This window comes from Frankia sp. AgB1.9 (genome assembly GCF_016786355.1).
Classification (GTDB): Bacteria; Actinomycetota; Actinomycetes; order Frankiales; family Frankiaceae; genus Pseudofrankia.
In genome coordinates this window covers 69,407-88,638 of sequence record NZ_JADWYX010000035.1, presented here as the reverse complement: position 1 = coordinate 88,638, position 19,232 = coordinate 69,407, and the positions used below count along the sequence as shown (strand labels likewise).

Below are 19,232 nucleotides of genomic sequence, written 5' to 3'. Positions count from 1 at the left end.
CGCTCAGGCGGGCGGACCGTCAGCAGTCCGACGCGATCATCGACGAGCTCGCCGAGGCCGGCGTCGCGGGGCGGCGGGGCTTCGCCCGGCGCGGGCCCCACCGGGCGGGGGCCGGGCGCCGGCCGCCCCCGCCGGGGCGCCTGGGATCCGCGTCCCGGTGTCGCGGACGGCGTCAACTCAAGGTTGACGATCCGGTGGCGTCAACCTAAGGTTGACGCATGAGCGAACCCACTTCCATGACGGCACCGGTGCGCCTCGACGACCTGATCGACGCCATCAAGAAGGTGCATCCGGACCCCCTCGACCAGCTCGCCGACGCGGTCCTCGCCGCCGACCACCTGGGCGACGTCGCCGACCACCTGATCGGCCACTTCGTCGACCAGGCGCGCCGCTCGGGCGCCTCCTGGACGGACATCGGCCACAGCATGGGGGTCAGCAAGCAGGCGGCGCAGAAGCGCTTCGTGCCCAAGGACCCGGGCGAGCCGGGCGACCTCGACCCCAGTCAGGGCTTCAACCGGTTCACCGCGCGGGCCCGCAACTCCGTGGTGGCCGCGCAGAACGCGGCGACCGCCGCCGGCAGCGCCCAGATCACCTCCGAGCACCTGGTCCTCGGCCTGCTCGTCGACCCGGACGCGATCGCGGCGAAGGCGATCGTCGCGGCCGGGGTGACCCTCGACGAGGCGCGCGTCGCCGCCATAGCGGCGCTGCCGGCCGCGACCGGGCCGGCGCCGTCGGCCGCCCTGCTCCCGTTCGACGCCCGCGCGAAGAAGGCCCTGACGCTGACCTTCCGCGAGGCGCTGCGCCTGGGCCACAACTACATCGGCACCGAGCACATCCTGCTCGCGCTGCTGGAGCAGGAAAGCCTCGAGAACGGTCCCGGGGTCCTGACCGGGCTCGGGGTCGTCAAGGAGACGGTCGAGTCCTACACGAGCGCGGCCCTGGCCGCGATCAGCAAGGCCGCCACGGAGGCCGCCGGCAAGCTGTGATCTGGGCCCGGCCGGCGGCCGGCGCCTACTACGGGTACCTGCCCGTCAGGCGCTGTGCCAGCGGGGGCGGGTCGGGCTGGTGACGGTGGTGCCGCAGACCAGCTGCGTGCCGAGCTCCGTGACTCCGGTCGCTCCCACCGGCGAGCAGGCGTCACCGGCGTGGACGAACACGGTGGCCGAAGGGGTCGCGGTCAGCGTCGGCACCACGGGCCGCGAGGTCGCCGGAACGGGCGTGGTCGTCGCCGGCCGGACGGTGGGCCGCGGCGAGGCGGTGGTGGGCGCGACCCGCGGCCGGGTGGGGGTCGTCGAGACGCGCGCCGGGCTGGTCGTGGCCGGCGGCGCGTCGTCCGCCGTGGCGGCGAGCGCCAGGGGCGGCTCGATCGGGGGCAGGATGCTGTTGTCGACCGTCGGGATGTCGGCCGGCGGCGCGGAGGTGATCGTCGTCGAGGCTGACGGCGTCGACGGGTGGCCGATGAGCCCGCCGGCGACCAGCGCCACGGCGATGCAGACGAGGCCGGTCAGGCCGACGCCGGTGAGTACCCGGTGGGTGCCCGCCCACGCGGCGACCGGAGACCACCACGACGGGCGCCGCCTGCTCGACTGGTAGCCGGCGGGGAAGGCTGCCGGCCGGCGCGGCCGCTGGCTCGGACGGAAGGCCACGCGTCACCCCCACTCGCACAGGAACACCAGAGCCCGGTTGACGCACACTACGCCGCCGGTCGTGGCGTGGACGAAGCGCCCTTCCCGGGCGCGGGCGCCGCTCGCCGAGGCCGTGGACGGACCGGTTTGCCGCCGCGCTCTGAGCCCCGACCGGCCCCGCGCGCCGTCAGCGCAGGCCGACCACCGACGTGACCGACAGCGGCACCGGCACACCCGGGCGCAGGTCCGGCGCGGGGACGACCGTCGCCGCCGCCGGGCCGAACCGGAGCTGGCCGGCCCAGGCGGGGCCGGCGACGTCGTCGGCCGGGTCCGCGGCGAACTCGTCGAGGATCCGCAGCGACCAGTCGACGATCGGCATCGCCAGCAGTGAGGTCGCGGCAAGCTCCCGGGCGGTCGAGCGGCGCAGCTCCGCTACCCGCCCAGGCAGCAGCCGGTCGGTCACGACGTCGAGCGCCTGCTCCTTGCGGGCGCCGTCCAGCGGGGTGAACCGGCCGAAGAACACGGCGCTGCGGTAGATCACCGCGGACTCGAACGCGGAGCGCGCCACGATCACCCCGTCGATCGCGGCGATCGACACCGACACGGGTGCGCCCGCGCCGATCCGCCTCATCCAGCGCGACCCGGTCGACCCGTGGATGACCAGCTGGTCCTCCCAGCGCACCACCGCGGTCGGGATCACCACCGGGTGCCCGTCCTCGTCGACCAGCCCGACATGTCCCAGCACGGCCGACGCGAGCAGGGCGTCGAGCTCGGCGCGGTCGCGGGACATCAGGTCGGGCAGCCGGGTCGGTTCGGTGCTGGGCATGCCGGCCAGCCTTGACGGCGGCCCCGGGCACCGTCAACCCTCCGCCGCGCCCGGACGCCGGTGCGCGGCGCCGCGTGGAGGCGTCCTCGACCGGGTATTGCGGGGTCAGGTCACGTTCCGGCTTCGAATGGCTACGGTAAGCTGGCCAAGGAGGGGTGATGGCTGGGCTGCGCGGGTTCGGAGGCGTCGCGCCAGGCCTTCCGCGGCCGGCCCGTTCGGGGCCGCCGCCGCGGCTGCTCCAGCGCGCCGTGCTCGCCTGCGTGCTGTTCGTCGGGCTGGCGGCCGCGTGCACAGGGCTGCTGAGCCCGCGCGACGGCCTGTTCGCGGCGATGTTCGCGACCCTCGCCGCCGAGCTCGCCGCCCTTGCGGCCTGCCTGTGGAGCGCTCGGCGCGCCAGCGCCGACGACCGGCGATGGCGGGTGCTCATCGCCGTGCTGGCGGGCGGGCTGGCCAGCGCCAACGTCATCGCCCTGCTGACGCTGGTCGAGGGCGGTTCGCTGGTCGCCCGCGCCCCGTCGGTCTTCGCGGGCCTGGTCTTCTTCTACGGGCTGGGCCTGGCGGGCCTGCTGTCCGTGCCGACCTACCCGGCGGAGGGGAGGGCCGGCGGCGGGCGGGGCCCGCGCCGCTGGCACGCGGTCATCGTGCTGGACTGCCTGCTCATCGTCGGCTCGGTCGTGCTGCTGGAATGGCGGACGGGGCTCGACGAGATCCTGCGAGCGCGCGCGCCCAACGCGGCCGAGTTCGGTTCCACCCTGCTGCAGGAGATGGCCACGCTGGCCCTCGCGACGGCCGTGCTGCTGATCGCCAGCTTCCGCCGGCCGCGGTCGCCGGGGACCCTGGCCCTGCTTGGCTGCGGCCTGATGCTCTACGCACTGACGGACAGCCTCTTCGTCTACCGGATCGCTGCCGGCCATCACGATCTTCCGCCCTGGAGTCTGATCGCCTACACGGTCTCCCTGCTGCTGGTGGCCCTCGCGGCGCTGGTGCCGTCGCCGGCCCCGGCCGACCTCGACAGCCTGGCGCCACCGCGGCCGCGCGCGATGTGGCTGCACGCGACGCTGCCCTACGCGGTGCTCTGTGCCGCCGGCCTGCTGACCCTCGGCAAGCTGGCGACGGGCGCGCCGCTCGACGGGGTCGAGGCGTACGGCATGGTGAGCCTGCTGGTGCTGGCACTGATCCGGCAGATGATCACCATTGCGGAGAACACCCACCTGCTCGCCGCGCTGCGCGAACGCGAGAGCCAGCTGCACTATCAGGCGTTTCACGACCCACTGACCGGGCTGGCGAACCGGGCCCTGTTCACCCGGCGGCTGCAGCGCGCGGTCGGCGTCGAGCCTGGCCGCGACGGGGCTTCGGGCTGCCGGGACGGGCCGGTGTCGGTCCTGTTCGTGGATCTCGACCATTTCAAGCGGGTCAACGACGCCTTCGGGCACGCCGCCGGCGACGAGCTGCTGCGGATCAGCGCCGCGCGGCTGCGGGGCGGGACCCGTGCCGCCGACACCGTCGCCCGCCTCGGGGGCGACGAGTTCGGCGTGATCCTCGACAGCCGCGGCGACGACAACCCGCGCCATGTCGCCGAGCGGCTCGCGACCGAGGTGCAGGCGCCGTGCCAGTTAGCCGGGCGGACGTATGTCCCACGGGCCAGCCTCGGGCTGGTCACCCTGGACGGCGACGTCCGTCCGCCGGATCCCGACACCCTGCTCCATCAGGCCGATCTCGCGATGTACGCGGCGAAAAGGGAGCGAGCCGGCAAGCTCGTCGTCTACCGCTCCGACCTGCCCGATCACTTCTGAAGCTCCGGTCGAGCGGGCCCGTCAGGGCGTTCCCTGCAGGATGAAACGGCTCCGGGCGCGCAGCGCGGCGACGATCTCGGCCGGCGCGGTGCGCGGCGAGCCCGCGTCGAACGGCGGGTGCGGGTCGTACTCGACGCCGAGCTGGAGCGCCTGGGCGACCTCGTCGCCGGCGAGCCGGGCGGCGAGGCTGAGCGCCATGTCGATGCCGGCCGAGACCCCGGCCGCCGTCATGTACTTGCCGTCGACGACGACCCGCTCGGCCGTGGGGACCGCGCCGAGCCCGGCGAGCTGGTCGAGGGCCAGCCAGTGGGACGTCGCCCGCCGCCCGGTGAGCAGCCCGGCGGCGCCCAGCACCAGCGACCCGGTGCACACCGAGGTCGTCCACATGCTGGTCGCGTCGACGGCCCGCAGCCAGGCGTGCACCGGTTCGTCGTCCATCAGCGCGACCTGCCCCGGCCCGCCGGGCACCAGCACGATGTCGGGCCGCGGGACGTCGGCCAGCTCCGCGTCGACGATCAATCCCAGCTGGCCACCCGCGGACCGGACCGGGCCGACCCGCGTGCCGGCGAAGACGACCTCGGCGCCGGGCAGGTTGTGCAGCACCTGGTACGGCCCGACGGCGTCGAGCGGGGTGATCCCCTCGAACAGCAGGATGGCTATCTGCATGGTGCGTCCTTCCCAGGAGCCGTCGACCGACGGCGCGACAGGATGAGCCGGGCGGCACGCGCCCGGACGAGACGGCCGGAACCAGAACCGGCGGATCAGAACCGGCGGCGGTACTCGGACGGTGGGATGCCGACCGAACGGGCGAAGGCGCGGCGCATCGCCTCCGCGGAGCCGTACCCGCTGCGCCGCGCGACGCTCTCCACGCCGTCGGAGGTCTCCTCCAGCAGCCGGCAGGCGGCCCGCAGCCGGGCCTCGTCGACGTACCGGCCGGGCGGCATTCCGGCCTCGGTCTGGAAGGCACGGGTGAGCTGCCGTTCGGACAGGCTCACCCGCTTCGCGAGCGCCGCGACCGACAGGTCCTCGGCCGGATGCCCGTCGATCCACTGACGAAGCTCGGCCAGCGGCCCGGCGTGCGTCGCCGGCTGGGAGCGGCCGGGAACCGGGCCGGTCCCGAACGGCGCCTGCCCGCCCGGCCGGCGCAGATCGACCAGCAGGTGACGGGCGACCGTGAGCGCGACCTCCCGGCCGAGGTCCTCCGCGACCAGCGCCAGCGTCAGGTCGACACCGGCCGTGACGCCCCCGGACGTCAGCACGTTCCCGTCCCGGACGAACAGCGCGTCAGGCCGCAGCGCCACCTCGGGGAAGCGCCGGGCGAACTCGGCGCAGCTGGCCCAGTGGGTGGTCGCGGCGCGGCCGGTGAGCAGGCCCGCCTCGGCCAGCACGAAGGCCCCCGTGCACACCGACGCGACCCGCCGGGCCCGCGGCGCGAGCTTGCGCACCCAGGCGACCAGGTCCGTGCCCGGCGCCCGGCCACCGCTGCCGCCGGCTACCAGCAACAGGTCCAGCGCCGTCACGTCCGGCTGGGCGCGGTCCAGGCCAGGGAGCTCCCGCAGGTCCGCGTGCGGGGTCAGGACCAGCCCCGACGACGTCCGGACCGGCCGGCCGTCGAGGCTCGCCGTCAGCACCCGGTACCCCGGGTCGGGCCGGGCGGCCCGTCCGGCGGCGGTCAGGACCTCCAGTGGCCCGGTCACGTCCAGGCTCTGCACCTCGTCGAACATGACGATCACGACCGTGCGCGGCCGGTCGGCCACCGGCGCGGGCGTCGTCGTCATGGCTCCATGCTCGCCGCCGGACACCCACCGGCACAACGGCGGGAACGGACACACCCACCACCTTTCCCGCCACCGGCCGCCGGAGCCGCCGCGGCCGGCGGAGCCGCTCCCGCCGCTCCGGCAGCCCGAGCCGCCCGAGCCGCCCGAGCCGCTGGGCCGGCTGGGCCGGCTGGGGCGGCCCGAGCGGCTCGATGATCGGTGTTTCGGCCCTCGGGTGGTCGTAGAAAGGGTCTGACCGCAACCACGCGAGGGCCGAAACGGCGATCACTGGGAGCGGGCGGAGGTCAGGGCCGGGCGGCGGGTTCCGCGCCTGGCAGGTCGAGGTCCGGTGGCGGTGGCTGTGGCAGGGCCTGTGCCTGGGGACGTGCCTGGGGCTGTGCCTGTGGCTGGAGGATGAGGCCGGGACGCGGTGCGTCGCGCCGGCCGGGGAACAGGGCCGCGGGGTCGGTCGCGACGGCGGCCAGGGCGAGGGCGGCGCCCACCAGGCTGACGGCCAGGAAGCCCCGGCTGGGACCGGTATGGTCGATGACGAGCCCGGCGGCGTCCGCGCCGAGGAAGTTGCCGACCGAGAGCGCAGAGGCGTGGGCGCCGAGGACGGTGCCGCGGACGTCCTGCGGGGTGACCTGGATCAGCCGGTCCGCCGCCGCGGACAGCACCGGCGCGCAGAACAGCCCGGCGACGACGAGCATTGCCGCCAACCAGCCCCAGGACGGCGCGAACGCGACCGGCCCCGTGAGCACGGCCAGGCCCGCCAGCAGGAGCACGGGAGCCACGGGCCGGTGCAGCGCGCCGTAGACGAGCCCGCCGATGATCGAGCCGACCGTCCACAGGAAGGCGACGACGCCGAGCAGCGGCAGCACGCCGAACGACCGCATGCTGGCCGTCATCGTCACGTCGGTGCCGGCCAGGGTCGCGGTCGACCCGGCCCCGACCAGCAGCATCGCGGCCGGTCTCGCGCGCAGCCAGCCGGTCGCCCGCCGCCTACTGCCGTTGATGATCTCGCCGGAGCCGCCGGAGCCGCCGGAGCCGCCGGAGCCGCCGGAGCCGCCGGTGATCTCGCCGGCGGCCTCGGGTCCGGTCGGCGTCTCGACCTCGTCGATGGCGGCGCCTCGGGACCGGGCCGGCGGCAGCGAAGGCCCGACGACGGCGCCGAGCACAAACCCACCTGCCGCCAGCAGGACGGCCACAAGGCCGAGCGCCACTCGGCAGCCTGCCTGGGTCGCGACCGTGACCCCGAGCAGCGGCCCCAGCGCGTACGCCACGTCGAACGACATCATGTCCATCGCGAAGGCGGCCTGCCGCTCGGCCTCGGGGACGAGCGCCGCGAGCGCCTGCCTGCCGACCGGCACGATCGGCAGGTACACCAGCCCGGCGGCGAACGCGCACGGCGCGAGCGCCGCGAACGGCAGCACGATCGCGACCGTCCAGAAGACCGCCTGAAAGCCGGCCGTCGCCAGCAGGACCGCTCGCGCGCCGAACCGGTCGACGCCGCGGCCGACGAACGGCGACCCGATGGCCGTCCCGACCGCGACGAGCCCGGCCACCAGCCCGGCCTCGGTGTAGCCGAGCCCGAGCCCGCCGGAGCGGCCCGGCAGCACGACCCGCAGCGTCAGCACGATCCAGGTCGACGTCGTCGCAACCCGGACCAGCGCCCCGACCGCCAGTACCCGTCCCGTTCCTGGCCGGGCGAGCACCCGGCGATATGCCTCCCACGCCATGACGGGCGCCAGCCTACGGCCGTCGCGCACCCCGATCCGAGGCCTGACCTGTGACGTTATTAGCCGAAGGTGTGGCGCAGGTTGGCGTTGATCAGCTGGTTCAGGCGTTTGCGCAGGTGGCCGATCGCGCTGGCGTCCGGGAGCGGCTCGTCGACCCAGAGGGTCCAGCGCAGGTCGGTGCCGCTGTCGGTGGCGCAGCGCGGCAGGTCGAAGTGGATCCTCGCGTCTGGGTGTTTCGGCCACAGCGACGACCAGGTCAGCTCCTGCGGCCAGGTCGAGGCCAGCACGCGGGGGCGTTGCTCGTCGGCCAGCAGGATCAGCCAGGGCCGCGTCGGGTCGCGGTCGGGCTCGGTCAGGGCCTCGAAGATGACGTGTGGGGGAGCGGGCTGGCTGCGCCGCCGGCTCCCGATCTCGATCACACGTCGAGCGTAGCCGGCCGGATCAGCCCGCGGTGAGGTCGGAGACGCGGTCCTCGGCGAGGGCGAGCCGGGTCTTCGCCCGGTCGAACAGGACCTTCTCGTCGGCGATCACGACGGCGACCTGCTCAGGGCGGGCGCGGGCGTCCCGCTGGTCGGCGTCGAAGGCGGCCAGGTCGTCGTACCAGATCTCGGTGACGACGTCGTACTCCGGCTCGACGGAGGGTCCGGCCTCGACCATGTTCGGGATCGGGTGCAGGAAGTGGCGCTCGTAGCGCAGCGCCCGGGTGGACAGCTTCGTCGCGAGCGGGACGTGGACCGTCTCGTAGTGGTCGATGAACTCGGCCAGGCTCAGCCCCGGCTTGCGCTTGAGCAGTACCACGACTTTGATCACGACGAACTGCCTCCAGACGGTCGGGCCGCCCGAGGGTGGCAGCCAGCGGGCGTGGATATCTTGCTGGTCCAACGGCCGGTCCGTACCGTAACCGCCGGGCCGGACCGGCGGTCCAGGCAGTCGCCGGCCTGGCCGGCGCCATGATCCACCCGTGACCCTCGAACCGCCGTGAAGGAGCAGCCCCGACATGGGTGACGCGTCCGCTGGGCTCGAACTGTCCTGTGGCCTGGCCCCCGGGCCGGACTTCGCCGACCTCGCCGTGCTCGCCGAGGAGCTCGGCTACGCCCGCGTCTGGGTCTTCGACTCGGCGGCGCTGTACGAGGACCCGTTCGTCCACCTCGCGCTCGCCGCGACCCGGACCAGCCGGATCGGGCTCGGGACGGCGGTGCTGATCCCGCAGCAGCGCTCGGTGATGGCGATGGCGAGCGGGATCGCGACCGTCGCCCGGATCTCCGACGGACGGTTCCGGGCCGCCTTCGGCACGGGCTACACCGCGCGGCTCACCATCGGGCAACGGCCGATGACGATCGACGCGCTCGCCGCGTACCTCACGGCGCTGCGTCAGCTGCTGGCCGGCGACACGGCTGTCGTCGACGGCAAGCCGGTCCGCATGCTGCACGGCCCGGACCTGGCCGCCCCGCGGCCGATCGCCGTCGGGCTGTGGCTGAGCGTCTTCGGCCCGCGCGGCGTCGCGCTGGCCGAGAAGCTGGCGGACGGCATCATCGGCGCGCCGCACCCCGCCCTGCCGACCGCGACGATCATCTCGGGCACGGTGCTCGACCCGGGGGAGGAGCCGGGCTCGGCCCGGGTCCGCGAGGCGATCGGGCCGTGGCGGGTCCTCGACTGGCACAACGCCTACGCCCACGGCGGGGCCGAGTGGGTCGACGCGCTGCCCGGCGGGCGGGCCTGGCGCGAGGCCCTGGAGGCGGCGGCCCCGGAGGGCCAACGCCACCTGGCCACCTTCGAGGGCCATGTGACGTACCTGACCGACCGCGACCGGCTCCTGCTGGACCACATCGACACCCGGACCATGGTCGGCGATCCGGCCCGCATCGCGCGCAACCTGGGGAACCTGGCGTCCGCCGGCTACCAGGAAGTGATCTACAACCCGACCGGCCCGGACGTCCCGCGCGAGCTGGCCGCCTTCGCCGCGGCGCAGAGCTGATCTGCCCCGAGAGCAGGTCTAGCCGGTAGAGGTACTCGGTGACGGTGGGCACGGTGGAACCTCTGCGCCGGAGGCGGACTCGTCCGCCACGCGGGATTTCCTACCCCGTCCGGCCTCGAACGTGGGCCGGTCTCGGGTGAGACGCTGACCTCCCGGCGCATCGCTGGCCGATCGCGGCGGAAGCGGGCACGATCCTGCTGACCGAGCCGGTTGCGTGGCCCGCGGTGGTCGGCTGCGTGGCCCGCGGTGGATGTGGGGCCGGCCCGACATGCGGCAGTCCGGCCCAGTGCGCGGTAGTGAGGTGGATGGTGGGCGAGTTCGACGACCTGACGCGGCCTGACCTGGTCGGCCCGTTGCTGGCCGGCATTCTTGGCGACGAGGCGTGGCGGGATCCCGAGGTCCGGCTGATCTCGGGCGGGAAGTCGAACCTGACCTTCGAGCTGGCCTGTGCCGCGGGGTCGGTCGTGCTGCGCCGCCCGCCGTCCGGGCACATCCTGCGCGGCGCCCACGACATGGGCCGGGAGGCCCGCGTGCAGGCGGCGCTCGCCGAGACCGACGTCCCGGTGGCCAGAGTCCTCTACGCCGCGGACGAGACGGGCCCGCTGGGCGTGCCGTTCTACGTCATGGCGAAGATCGACGGCTACGCGATCCGTGACGTCCTGCCGGACGGGTACGCCGAGGACGCCGCCGGCCGGACCGCGCTGACGGACGCGCTGATCGACACCCTGGCCGACCTGCACGCCGTCGACCCGTACGCGATCGGTCTGGACGGCTACGGCCGCCCGACCGGTTTCATGGGCCGCCAGGTCCGCACCTGGACCCGCCAGTTCGAGGCGACCAGGACCAGGCCCGCGCCGGCGATGGACGAGCTGGGCCGTCGGCTCGCGGCGTACCCGTTCGCCGAGCCGGCGCGGCCGTCGATCGTGCACGGCGACTACCGGCTCGACAACGTGCTCATGGACCCGGCCGACCCAAGCCGGGTGGGCGCGGTGCTCGACTGGGAGCTCTCCACGCTGGGTGATCCGCTGGCCGACGTCGGAACGCTGCTGTTCTACTGGACCGAGGCCGGAGAGCGGTCCCCGCTGCTGATTCCCGCCGTGACGGCGCAGGACGGCTTCCCGGGCCGGGCGCACCTCACCGAGCGGTACGCGCAACGCAGCGGCGCCGACCTCGCCGACCTGGCCGCCTACGTGGCCTACGCACACTTCAAGTTCGCCGCGATCGTGCAGGGCGTCTACGCGCGGGCGACCGCCGGGGTGATGGCCGGGCAGGATTTCGGTGACCTGTCCGGCGAGGCCGAGCGGCTCGCCGCCGAGGGCCTCGACCACTGGAAGGGATGAGCGTGGACTTCGAACTGTCGGCGCAGGCCGCGGACACCTGTGCGCGGATGTGGGACTTCATGCGCGAGGAGGTGTTCCCCGCCGAGCCGGTGTGGCACGACTACCTGCGCGAGCACGGCGACCACGCCTACCCGCCGGTCATGGAGGAGCTGAAGGCCTCGGCGCAGAAGCGCGGACTGTGGAACCTCTTCATGAAGTCCTGGTCCGGGCTCTCCAACGTCGAGTACGCGTCGGTGGCGGAGATCACCGGCTGGTCCCCGGTCATCGCCCCCGAGGCGATCAACTGCCAGGCCCCGGACACCGGCAACATGGAGACCTTCGAGCTGTTCGGCACCGCGGAGCAGAAGCTGCGCTGGCTGGAGCCGCTGAAGGAGGGCCGCATCCGGTCCGCGTTCGCCATGACCGAGCCGGCCGTGGCCTCCTCGGACGCGACGAACATCCAGACCTCGATCGTCCGCGACGGTGACGACTACGTCATCAACGGCCGCAAGTGGTGGATCACCGGCGTCGCCGACGAGCGCTGCGAGATCTTCATCGTGATGGGCCGGACCAACCCGGAGGCGGCCCCGCACCGCCAGCAGTCGATGATTCTCGTCCCGCGTGACACCCCGGGCCTGACGATCCTGCGGCACCTGCCCGTGTTCGGCTACCAGGACCAGCACGGCCACTCCGAGATCGTCTTCGAGGACGTCCGGGTGCCCGCCGCGAACCTGTTGGCCGGCGAGGGTGACGGCTTCACCATCTCCCAGGCCCGGCTGGGCCCGGGGCGCATCCACCACGCGATGCGGGCGATCGGCATGTCCGAGCGGGCGCTGGCGTTGATGGTCGAGCGGGCCAAGAGCAGGACCGCGTTCGGGTCGCCGCTCGCCGACCAGGGCGTCGTCCAGGAGCTGATCGCCCGGTCCCGCATCGAGATCGACCAGGCGCGCCTCTACGTCCTGAAGACCGCCTGGCTGATCGACAATCACGGTGCCCGGGGCGCCGCCACGGAGATCGCCGGCATCAAGGTCGCCGCGCCGGCCGTCGCCACCGCGGTGATCGACCGGGCCATCGAGGTCTTCGGCGCCGCAGGCGTCAGCGACGACACCCCGCTGGCCGCCTTCTACGCCTGGGCCCGCGCGCTGCGCATCGTCGACGGCCCCGACGCCGTCCACCGCCGCACCATCGCCCGCCGCGAGCTGCGCGCCGAACGCCCCTACACCGGCTGACGCCCGCCCCCGCGGCGGCCGCCGCCCGACCTGACGTCCAAGATCGCTGTTTCGGCCCTGCGCGGGTCGTGAATCCGCCCAGATCACGACCAGCCGAGGGCCGAAACGGCGATCACCCGGCGGCCTGCCGACCCCCGGCGGCCGGCCGACCGGCGGGCCGTGGGCCGGGTCGCTCAGGTGACGTGAGCCGGGGAGCGGATGGTGAGGACGGCCTCGACGGGGGCGTCGCCGAGGACCGTGTAGCCGTGCTCGGCGCTGCTCTCCCAGACGGCGGTCTCGCCGGGGCCGACGGCGCTCTCCTGGCCGGGGCGCCCGGCGAGCGCGTGGCCGTGCGTGACCAGCAGATGCTCGACGACGCCCAGGCCGTGGGCGGGGGAGCGGTGGCGGGCGCCCACGTCTAGATGCAGCAGGTACACCTCGACCGTGGTGCCGTCCGCATGGTGGGTCGCGTCGAGCAGCCGGGCGCCGATGCCCGGCGAGGCGACCTCGACGCCGGGGCGGTCCGCGAGCAGCGTCGCGAGCGGGACGTCCAGCGCCCCCGCGAGCGCGTACAGCGTCCCCAGCGTCGGGTTGCGCACGCCGTTCTCGATCTCCGAGAGCGATCCCTTGCCGACGCCGGCCCGGGCCGCGAGGGCGCCGACGGACAGGTCGCGGGCCTGCCTGGTCGCCCGCAGCCGGGCGCCGACGGCGGCCGCGACCTCGGAGTCCATGAACGACACCCTAACCAGCGTTCTGTCCGTGGAACGGTCGCGTAGGTTCTGTATATGGAACAGCGCATGCGGCACACCGTCAGCGCCGGCGTCGTGACCGCGCTGGTGGGGTTCCTCGGCGCCTCGGTGGTCGTGCTGACCGGGCTGCGCGGCGTCGGCGCGAGCACCGGTCAGGCGGCGTCGGGCCTGCTCGCCCTCACCGTCACCCAGTCGCTCGGCACGATCTGGCTGTCGCGCCGCCACCGGATCCCGGTGGTGCTCGCCTGGTCGACGCCCGGCGCCGCGCTGCTCGCCTCGACCGGCGCCGTGCACGGCGGCTGGCCGGCCGCGGTGGGTGCCTTCCTCGTCGTCGGCGGGCTCATCCTGCTCACCGCGGCCTGGCCACGGCTCGGCGACCTCATCGCCGCGATCCCGACGCCGATCGCCCAGGCGATGCTCGCCGGGGTGCTGCTGGAGCTGTGCCTCGCCCCGGTGCACGGCCTGGCCACGCAGCCCGCGCTCGTCGCGCCCGTCGTCGTCGCCTGGCTCCTGCTGCTGCGGTTCGCGCCGCGCTGGGCGGTTCCCGGGGCGTTCGTCGTCACGGTGGCCGCCATCGGGATCTGGCTCGGGCTGCACGGCGGCCTGCACGGCCCGCTGCTGCCCCGGGCCGAGCTGACGACACCGGCCTGGACCTGGGCGTCGGTGCTGTCGCTGGCGATCCCCCTGTTCGTCGTCACGATGGCGTCGCAGAACGTCCCCGGCGTCGCGGTGCTGTCGTCCTACGGGTACGCCGCGCCGTGGCGGGAGGCGATGACGGTGACCGGCCTCGGCACCCTCGTCGGGGCGAGCGCCGGCGGCCACGCGATCAACCTGGCGGCGATCACGGCGGCGATGGCGGCCAGTCCCGACGCCCACCCGGACCCGAGGCGGCGCTGGCTGGTCGCCCAGGCCGCCGGGTGCACCGGCCTCGTCCTCGCGGCGGGCTCCACCGTGCTGGTCACCGTCGTGGCCGCGGCGCCGGCGGGCGTCACCGCCGCGTTCGCAGGGCTCGCGCTGCTGGCCACCCTCGCCTCGTCACTGACCGGCGCCCTCGCCGACCCGGCCGACCGGATACCCGCCGTCGTCACCTTCGTCGTCGCCGGCAGCGGGGTGACGCTGCTGAGCGTCGGAGCCGCCTTCTGGGCGCTGGCCGCCGGCCTGGCCGTGCGGACCGTCCTGCGCGGCCCGCCGCCCGCCCGGACGCTCGGGTCCGGCGGCCATGATCGCCGTCCGGACCCTCGGGTGGTCGTGAACAGTCCCCGATCACAGCCATCAGAGGGCGAAAGCAGCGATCATCAGAATCAGACGGCGAGCGGCGAGGCGCTCTAGGCTCGCTCGGGCTGGATCTCGGACGCCGCGGGCCGGCGGCGGTGGGACACCGCCAGGCCGGTCACGGCGGCTGCGGCCAGGGCTGTCGCCGCGAGGCACGCGGCGGTGGCGTAGGCGGCGTCCGTCGGGAAGCGGCGGCCCGCCGGGGTGGCGCCGGCGAGCACGAGGCCGCCCAGCGCGCTGCCGAGCGAGAAGCCGACGCTGCGGACCACGTGGTTGAGGCTCATCGCGCTCGCTGTCTCGCCGGGTGGCGTCGTGGCCAGGATCACGGCCGGCATCGCCGCCGAGAACCCGCCGACCCCGAAGCCCAGAACCCCCATTGCCGTGACCAGCTCGACGAGGTGCGCGCGGGCCAGCGCGAAGAGCAGCGCCGCCCCCAGCACGACGAGAGCGTTGACCGCCAGCAGCCCGGCCGCGCCTAGCCGGCGTCCCAGGAGCGGGCTGAGCCGCCCGGCGACGAACCCCAGCGCCGAGAACGGCACCAGGATCAGCCCGGCCACGAACGTCGAGAGGCCCAGGCCGTACCCGGCCGCCGGGGGCGTCTGCGCATACCGGGTGATCAGGGTAAGCAGCAGGTACATCCCGAGGCCGCCGGCCAGCATCGTCCCGTTCGCGGCCAGCACCGGGCCGCGCCCGGCCAGCCGCAGGTCGACGAGGGGGAAGGCCGTCCGGCGTTCCAGGATCACCCAGCCGGCGAGCAGGAGGACGGCCAGGCCCGCGAGACCGGCCGCGAGCCCCGGACGGCGGCTCCACAGCCCGGTCTCGCTGACGACCAGCAGCAGCGGTACCAGGCCGCCGGCCAGCAGCAGCGCCCCCGCAACGTCGAGGCGCGCCGAGCGCCCGGCCGGCGCGGGTGGCAGGCTGCGCAGCCCGGCCACCAGCGCGAGCGCGGTGACGAGCAGCCCGAGCCCGTACGCCGCCCGCACCCCGGCCAGCTCGGTCAGCAGCGCGGCCAGCGGGTAGCCGACGCCGATCCCGATCGTCGACGCCACCGACACCAGCGCGATCGTCGACGCGGCCCGTGGCGGCGCGAGATGGTCGCGGGCGACGCCCATCATCACCGCGGGCAGCGCCAGCCCGACCCCCTGCGCGGCCCGCCCGGCCAGCAGCCAGCAAAACGCCCCGGGCACCGGCAGCACCGTCAACAGGCTGCCCGCCGTCACGATCCCCAGGGTCCCCAACGCCGCCGGCCGTCGCCGCGGCCCGGACGCGAGCCGTCCCAGCACGGGCGTCGCGACGGCCCCGGCCAGCAGCGTGATCGTCAACGTCCACTGCGCGCTGGCCAGCGACACCCCGTAGGCGGCCGCGACGCTGGTCACCAGCGGCGCCCCGAGGCTTCCGACCGCCGCCACGACCAGCGCGATGAAGACCAGCGACGGGACGAGTAACGGCGGCTCGGCCGCCGGCCGCGGGCTGCTCACCGTCGTGAGGCTACGACCACGACGCCGGCCCGTCAGGCCGGATCGGCCGGCGGGCGTGGCGCCATCGCGCAGATCAGCTCGTAGCCGAGGTGGGCGGCGGCGATGCCAGTGATCTGGGCGTGGTCGTAGGCCGGGGCGACCTCGACGACGTCGGCGGAGACCAGGTTCAGGTCGGCGAACGCCCGCAGCATGACCAGCAGCTCCCGGGTGGTCAGCCCGCCGGCCTCCGGGGTGCCGGTGCCGGGGGCGAACGCCGGGTCGAGCACGTCGACGTCGACCGAGACGTACACCGGCCGGTCGCCGACCCGAGCCCGCAGCCGCTCGACCGCCGCCGCGACGCCCTCCAGCTCGACGAACGGCGCGGTCACCACGGAGAAGCCCAGCCGGGTGTCGTCGTCGAAGTCCGACCGCGCGTACACCGGGCCGCGGATGCCCAGGTGCATGCTGGCCTCCGGGTCGATCAGCCCCTCCTCGGCGGCCCGCCGGAACGGGGTGCCGTGGGTGTAGGCGGCGCCGAAGTAGGTGTCCCAGGTGTCCAGGTGCGCGTCGAAGTGCACCACGGCGACCGGGCCGTGCCGGGCTGTGACCGCCCGCAGCAGCGGCAGCGCGACCGTGTGGTCGCCGCCGATCGTCAGCAGCCGTGCGCCCCCGTCGAGCAGTTCGCGGGCCTGGCGCTCGACCGCGTCGAGGGCCTCCGGGATGTCGAACGGGTTGCAGGTGACGTCGCCGGCGTCGACGACCTGCTGCGTCGCGAACGGCGACACGTCCTGCGCCGGGTTGTACTGCCGCAGCAGCCGGGAACTCTCCCGCACGTGCCCGGGGCCGAACCGCGCGCCGGGCCGGTAGCTGACCCCGCCGTCGAACGGCACTCCGAGGACGGCGACGTCCGCGCGGGTGACCTGGTCGATCCGGGGGAGCCGGGCGAACGTGGCTGGTCCCGCATAGCGCGGCACCTGGGTGGCCTCGGGCGGACCGATCGGGTCGGGGGACATGCCGGCGGAACCTTCCTGTCGTCAGGCGGTCACAGTCGTCAGGCGGTCACAGTCGTCGGTCGGTCACAGTCGTCGATCGGTCACGGTCGTCGGGCGCTCAGCCAAGGCTCGTGAGCAGGGCGCGGGCCTCGGTCGCGGCGGCGGCGACGGCGCCCGCGTCCAGGCCGCACAGCCGCAGGCAGGACGCCGCGATCGCGGTGGCGTCCCCGGCGGTGGGCTGGCGGGTCCGGCGGATCTGGATGACGACCTCGACGAGCTGGATCAGCAGCTCGCCGAGCTGGCCCGGTGCCAGGTCGGCCGCGACCGACGGCGCCGCGGCCGCCGCGCCGAGGCGGCCGTAGGCGTCCTGCAGCTCCTGGCGTTCCGCGCGGAACGGGGCGAACCCGTCGCCCTGCGCCTCGGGCAGCAGGTAGAGCGTGCCGATGTTGTGCGGGGCCGTGACCAGCGTCCGCACGTCGGCGACCGCGACCGCGTACAGCGCGGCCGCGGCGCCGACCTGGGAGCCGCGCGCGCCGACCTGCTCGACCACGTCCAGGCTGGGCCGCACGGAGGTGGAGAGAAGCTCGACGAGCAGCTCGTCCTTGGTGGCGAAGTGGTAGTAGAGCGACGCCTGGCGGATGCCGACCTTCTCGGCGATCATCCGGGTGCTCGTCGCCGCGAAGCCGTGCTCGGTGAACAGCGCGGCCGCCGCGTCGAGGATCTGCGCCCGCGCCGGGACGCCGCTCGCCGCCTGCGGTCGGTGCCGCGGCCGGCCCGCGCGCGACACCGTCGACGCCTGATCCACCGCCCCTGCGCCCATCAGCCGCCGTGCCGGTCCGGCCGCGACCCCAGGTAGGCGCGCCAGCCGCCGTGCGCGCTGATGTCCGGCGCACCCGCGACGGCGAACGGCTCGACCAGGAACCCGGTGACCTCGCGACCGTCGACCAGGCCGACCCTGCCCAGCGCCATCGGCCCGGGCACGGCCGCGAGGAACGTCCCCAGCCCGGCCGCGGGCAGTCTCCACAGCTCGCCCTCGATGCTCGCGCCGTCGGTGCCCGGGGCGACCCGTACCAGGCCGGGCTTCGCGGGCACGGTCTCCAGGGCGTGCAGCCGGTAGGCCGCCGCCGTGCGGGCCGGGCCGACCAGGGTGCCGCCAGCGGCGACGAGCTGGGCGTTGAGTGGCTGGCCGGTCAGGTGCGCCCCGACGACGAACAGCTCCAGGCCGGGGTTCGCGAACCGTTCGGCGAGACCGGCGAGCGTCCGGTCGGAGAAGGCCGGGCCGGTCAGCATCACGCCGAAGGGCAGCCCGTCGACGAACCCGGCCGGGACCGCCAGCGAGGCGTAGTCGAGCAGGTTCGCGAAGTTCGTGAACCGGCCCATCCGCGAGTTGGCGCCGACCGGGTCGGCCGCGACCTGGGCGAACGTCGGGTGCCAGGTCGTCGTCGGGGTGAGCAGCGCCGCGCAGCCGTCGAGCGCGGCCCGGCCGGCCGCGCCGAGCGCCGCGAGCCGCGCGCTGTCGGCGGCCCAGTCCGCGGCGGTCCGGGCCTTGCCGCTCAGGATGATCGTGGCGACGGTCGGGTCGAGGTCGGTGCCGACGAGCTCGGGGTGCGCCTCCAGGTGGGCGCCGACGGCGGCATAACGCTCGGCGACGAACGCGCCGCCGTAGAGCAGCGTGGCGGCGTCCAGCAGCCGGGCGATGTCGACCTCGATGATCTCGACGCCGGTCGCCGCGAACCGGGCTACCGCGGCGGCGAACGCCTCGCCCCAGCCGGGGGCGAGGCCGTCGAGATGCTCGGGCGTCGGCACGGCCACCCGCGGCCGGGCCGGTGCCGGCGGCGCGGGCGGCCCGGTCCGTGACCACGGGTCCGCCGGGTCCGGTCCCTCCATGATCTCGGCGATGGTCCGGGCGAGGCCCAGGTCCCGGGCGAAGACGGAGACGCAGTCCAGGCTGTAGCAGGCCGGGACGAGGCCGGTCACCGGCACGAGGCCCTTCGTCGGCTTCACCCCGACGAGGCCGTTGAGCGCGGCCGGCACCCGGCCCGAGCCGGCCGTGTCGGTGCCGAGCGCGGCGTCGACGATCCCGAGCGCCACCGCGACCGCGGACCCGGACGACGAGCCGCCGGAGATCCGCGCCGGGTCCCAGGCGTTGCGCACCGCGCCGTACGGGGAGCGGGTGCCGACGAGGCCGGTGGCGAACTGGTCCAGGTTCGTCTTGCCGAGCACGAGCGCGCCGGCGGCCCGCAGGCGGGCGACCGAGGTCGCGTCCGCGGCCGGCTCGTAGGAGTAGGAAGCTGCCGCCGCGGTCGTCGGCAGCCCGGCGACGTCGATGTTGTCCTTGACCGCGACGACGATCCCGGCCAGCGGCAGCTCCGGGTCGATCCCCGCCGCCTCCGCGAGCACCTCGTCCCGGTCCCGCAGCGTGATCCACACCTCCGGCCGGTCGACCTCGGTGAGCCGCGCGAACGCCGCCTCCACCCGCTCGACCGGCTTGACCCCCGACTCGCTCACTCTGCCTCGGGT

18 protein-coding genes are annotated in these 19,232 nt (G+C 74.9%); 6 read left to right on the top strand and 12 right to left on the bottom strand.

Annotation, left to right across the window (positions count from 1 at the left end; genetic code table 11):
* Positions 1–218 precede the first annotated feature (218 nt).
* The gene (locus I6A60_RS16235; protein WP_203017783.1) at positions 219–986 is read left to right on the top strand and encodes a Clp protease N-terminal domain-containing protein; all 768 of its coding nucleotides are present in this window, start codon (positions 219–221) and stop codon (positions 984–986) included.
* A gap of 45 nt (positions 987–1,031) precedes the next feature.
* Here I6A60_RS16235 and I6A60_RS16230 read toward each other — a convergent pair whose 3' ends face one another.
* Positions 1,032–1,646 carry a hypothetical protein gene (locus tag I6A60_RS16230; protein WP_203017785.1) on the bottom strand — a complete coding sequence of 205 codons (615 nt, stop codon included), beginning with the start codon at positions 1,644–1,646 and terminating at the stop codon, positions 1,032–1,034.
* Positions 1,647–1,812: 166 nt separating this feature from the next.
* Complete coding sequence (locus I6A60_RS16225; RefSeq protein WP_203017787.1) at positions 1,813–2,451, bottom strand: pyridoxamine 5'-phosphate oxidase family protein; 639 nt, start codon at positions 2,449–2,451, stop codon at positions 1,813–1,815.
* 158 nt (positions 2,452–2,609) lie between these two features.
* Between I6A60_RS16225 and I6A60_RS16220 the strand changes: the two genes are divergently transcribed.
* Positions 2,610–4,244: a GGDEF domain-containing protein gene (locus I6A60_RS16220; RefSeq protein ID WP_203017789.1), complete on the top strand. Its 1,635-nt coding sequence runs from the start codon at positions 2,610–2,612 to the stop codon at positions 4,242–4,244.
* Positions 4,245–4,265: 21 nt separating this feature from the next.
* On the opposite strand, the gene I6A60_RS16215 is transcribed toward I6A60_RS16220, so the two are convergent.
* From I6A60_RS16215 to I6A60_RS16195, 5 genes are all read right to left on the bottom strand, one after another.
* Positions 4,266–4,910 (bottom strand): DJ-1/PfpI family protein, encoded by a 645-nt coding sequence (locus tag I6A60_RS16215; protein WP_203017791.1) that lies wholly within the window; start codon positions 4,908–4,910, stop codon positions 4,266–4,268.
* A 95-nt stretch (positions 4,911–5,005) separates the two neighbouring features.
* Positions 5,006–6,022: a GlxA family transcriptional regulator gene (locus I6A60_RS16210; RefSeq protein WP_203017792.1), complete on the bottom strand. Its 1,017-nt coding sequence runs from the start codon at positions 6,020–6,022 to the stop codon at positions 5,006–5,008.
* 284 nt (positions 6,023–6,306) lie between these two features.
* The gene (locus tag I6A60_RS16205; protein ID WP_203017794.1) at positions 6,307–7,740 is read right to left on the bottom strand and encodes an MFS transporter; all 1,434 of its coding nucleotides are present in this window, start codon (positions 7,738–7,740) and stop codon (positions 6,307–6,309) included.
* A gap of 59 nt (positions 7,741–7,799) precedes the next feature.
* On the bottom strand, positions 7,800–8,159 hold the full coding sequence (locus I6A60_RS16200; RefSeq protein ID WP_203017796.1) for a hypothetical protein: 360 nt from the start codon (positions 8,157–8,159) through the stop codon (positions 7,800–7,802).
* A gap of 22 nt (positions 8,160–8,181) precedes the next feature.
* Positions 8,182–8,622, bottom strand: a complete 441-nt coding sequence (locus I6A60_RS16195) for an EthD domain-containing protein (RefSeq protein ID WP_238435545.1) — start codon at positions 8,620–8,622, stop codon at positions 8,182–8,184.
* A 115-nt stretch (positions 8,623–8,737) separates the two neighbouring features.
* Here I6A60_RS16195 and I6A60_RS16190 point away from each other — a divergent pair, with 115 nt between their 5' ends.
* The 3 genes from I6A60_RS16190 (at position 8,738) to I6A60_RS16180 (ending at position 12,263) form a co-directional block, all read left to right on the top strand.
* Complete coding sequence (locus tag I6A60_RS16190) at positions 8,738–9,715, top strand: LLM class flavin-dependent oxidoreductase (RefSeq protein WP_203017798.1); 978 nt, start codon at positions 8,738–8,740, stop codon at positions 9,713–9,715.
* A gap of 308 nt (positions 9,716–10,023) precedes the next feature.
* Positions 10,024–11,055, top strand: a complete 1,032-nt coding sequence (locus I6A60_RS16185; RefSeq protein ID WP_203017800.1) for a phosphotransferase family protein — start codon at positions 10,024–10,026, stop codon at positions 11,053–11,055.
* A 2-nt stretch (positions 11,056–11,057) separates the two neighbouring features.
* Entirely contained in the window at positions 11,058–12,263 is a 1,206-nt protein-coding gene (locus tag I6A60_RS16180; RefSeq protein WP_374113444.1) for an acyl-CoA dehydrogenase family protein, read from the top strand.
* A 173-nt stretch (positions 12,264–12,436) separates the two neighbouring features.
* Here the strand turns inward: I6A60_RS16180 and I6A60_RS16175 are convergent, their stop codons facing one another.
* A complete protein-coding gene (locus I6A60_RS16175) occupies positions 12,437–12,973 on the bottom strand; it encodes a helix-turn-helix transcriptional regulator (RefSeq protein ID WP_203017821.1) in 537 nt (178 codons plus the stop codon).
* Positions 12,974–13,039: 66 nt separating this feature from the next.
* On the opposite strand from I6A60_RS16175, the gene I6A60_RS16170 reads away from it, so the two are divergent.
* Entirely contained in the window at positions 13,040–14,320 is a 1,281-nt protein-coding gene (locus tag I6A60_RS16170; RefSeq protein WP_238435544.1) for a benzoate/H(+) symporter BenE family transporter, read from the top strand.
* Here I6A60_RS16170 and I6A60_RS16165 read toward each other — a convergent pair.
* From I6A60_RS16165 to I6A60_RS16150, 4 genes are all read right to left on the bottom strand, one after another.
* The gene (locus tag I6A60_RS16165; protein WP_203017823.1) at positions 14,317–15,741 is read right to left on the bottom strand and encodes an MFS transporter; all 1,425 of its coding nucleotides are present in this window, start codon (positions 15,739–15,741) and stop codon (positions 14,317–14,319) included. The genes I6A60_RS16170 and I6A60_RS16165 overlap by 4 nt on opposite strands.
* Before the next feature lie 32 nt (positions 15,742–15,773).
* Positions 15,774–16,733, bottom strand: a complete 960-nt coding sequence (speB, locus tag I6A60_RS16160) for an agmatinase (protein WP_203017826.1) — start codon at positions 16,731–16,733, stop codon at positions 15,774–15,776.
* 97 nt (positions 16,734–16,830) lie between these two features.
* Positions 16,831–17,532: a TetR/AcrR family transcriptional regulator gene (locus I6A60_RS16155; RefSeq protein ID WP_238435543.1), complete on the bottom strand. Its 702-nt coding sequence runs from the start codon at positions 17,530–17,532 to the stop codon at positions 16,831–16,833.
* Entirely contained in the window at positions 17,532–19,220 is a 1,689-nt protein-coding gene (locus I6A60_RS16150; RefSeq protein WP_203017828.1) for an allophanate hydrolase, read from the bottom strand. Before I6A60_RS16150 ends, I6A60_RS16155 begins: the two co-directional genes overlap by 1 nt.
* Positions 19,221–19,232 lie beyond the last annotated feature (12 nt).